The sequence below is a fragment of the Hyphomonas oceanitis SCH89 genome (assembly GCF_000685295.1).
GTDB classification, from domain to species: Bacteria; Pseudomonadota; Alphaproteobacteria; order Caulobacterales; family Hyphomonadaceae; genus Hyphomonas; species Hyphomonas oceanitis.
Map to the genome: position 1 here is coordinate 1 of NZ_ARYL01000109.1, position 1,498 is coordinate 1,498.

The following is a 1,498-nucleotide window of genomic DNA, read 5'->3' on the forward strand; positions in this document are numbered from 1 at the left end:
GAAGCCGTCATGGACGCGTGGCGCAAGGATGAATGGTTCTATTGCGGGATCGTGCTCGCTATTGAATGCGAAGGCGTCGAACTGGACTCAACACAAGCCAGCGTCTGGGGCATAGAGGCCAACTATCCGGGATCGGACAACGCCTATCTGAATGAAGTCGCGGGCGAATTGCTCCCGGACGCCTTGGCAGCAGGCCGCGCAGCCCTGACGCGGCTGATGGCGTCTGCGCCTGCACAGGCGTCACGGGGATGAGCGCACTGGAGCATATTCTCGGTCCACGTCCGCGCCTGACACTCGTCGTGGAGGCGTCCCGCGTTGTTGAAATCTGGGTCGACGGTCGCGCGCCGCTGATTGGCCTGCATGACTATGACTGGGGAGAGACCGACAGGCACGCTTCGCGCGACGCGGAAGGCTTCCCCTTCACCCCGATCAACTGGAAAGGCCCGGCATGGGCGCTTGGCCTTTCGCTTTACCCGCCAGAACAGGAGGACAATCCCATGGCGCAGCCCGCACTGAAAACGATCCCCATCGAGCGACTCCATATCAGCAAGCTCAACATGCGACACTCGCGCAAAACCCCGGATGTTTCGGACATCCTGCCATCCATCCGGGAGAAGGGTATCCGCCAGACGCTTCTGGTGCGCCCCGAAGGCGATGGCTATGGCGTTGTTGCCGGACGGCGGCGCTTCCATGCCTTGCAGATCATCGCAGCCGAAACCGGCAAGCCTGTGATGGTGCCGTGCGCGATCATGGAAGCAGATGACGACGCAGCCGCCGTCGAGGCATCGCTGATTGAAAATGTCGCCCGCCTGCCCGCCACGGAAATGGAGCAGTACAACGCGTTCGGGAAACTGGCCCAGACAGGCCGGACCGTGGACGAGATTGCCGGGCATTTCGGAGTCACGGACCTGAAAGTCCGCCGCATCCTTGCGCTTGCCAATCTCTCCAGCCCGATCCGCGCGCTCTACGCGAAAGACGAAATTGACCCGGAGACAATCCGCGCGCTCACACTCGCCACGAAAGACCAGCAGGCAGACTGGCTCGCCCTGTTCAGGAGCGAGACCGAGCGCGCGCCCATGGGCCGCGCCTGCAAGGCATGGATCACAGGTGGGACCACGATCACGACCGACAAGGCATTGTTTGATCTGGCCAGCTATGAGGGTGAGGTGACGGCTGACCTCTTCGGAGAGACGGGCGTATTTGCAGATGCCGACACGTTCTGGAAAGCCCAATCGGCAGCGCTGGCAGCCAAGGTCGAGAGCTACATTGATGCCGGATGGCGCAATGTGGAGGTGCTTGAGCGCGGCAAGTATTTTGCCAGCTGGGAGCATGTGAAGCGACCCCGCACCAAGGGCGGCAGCGTGATTGTTGAGGTTCGCCATGATGGCACGGTGACCTTCCATGAGGGCTACATCACCCAAGCCGAAGCCCGCAAGCTTGAGACGCGCGCAAGGCCGGGCGACGATACGGAAGCAGCCGATACCAAGCCTGAAATGTC

General features: G+C 61.8%; 1 protein-coding gene and 1 pseudogene. Both read left to right on the top strand.

Features of this window, described 5'->3' with window-relative positions; genetic code table 11:
* A pseudogene (locus HOC_RS22475) lies at positions 1–252 on the top strand (hypothetical protein); the annotation flags it as partial.
* On the top strand, positions 249–1,498 hold a 1,250-nt coding region (locus tag HOC_RS20420), incomplete at its 3' end, for a ParB/RepB/Spo0J family partition protein (protein WP_206741633.1). The pseudogene HOC_RS22475 and the gene HOC_RS20420, both read left to right, overlap by 4 nt.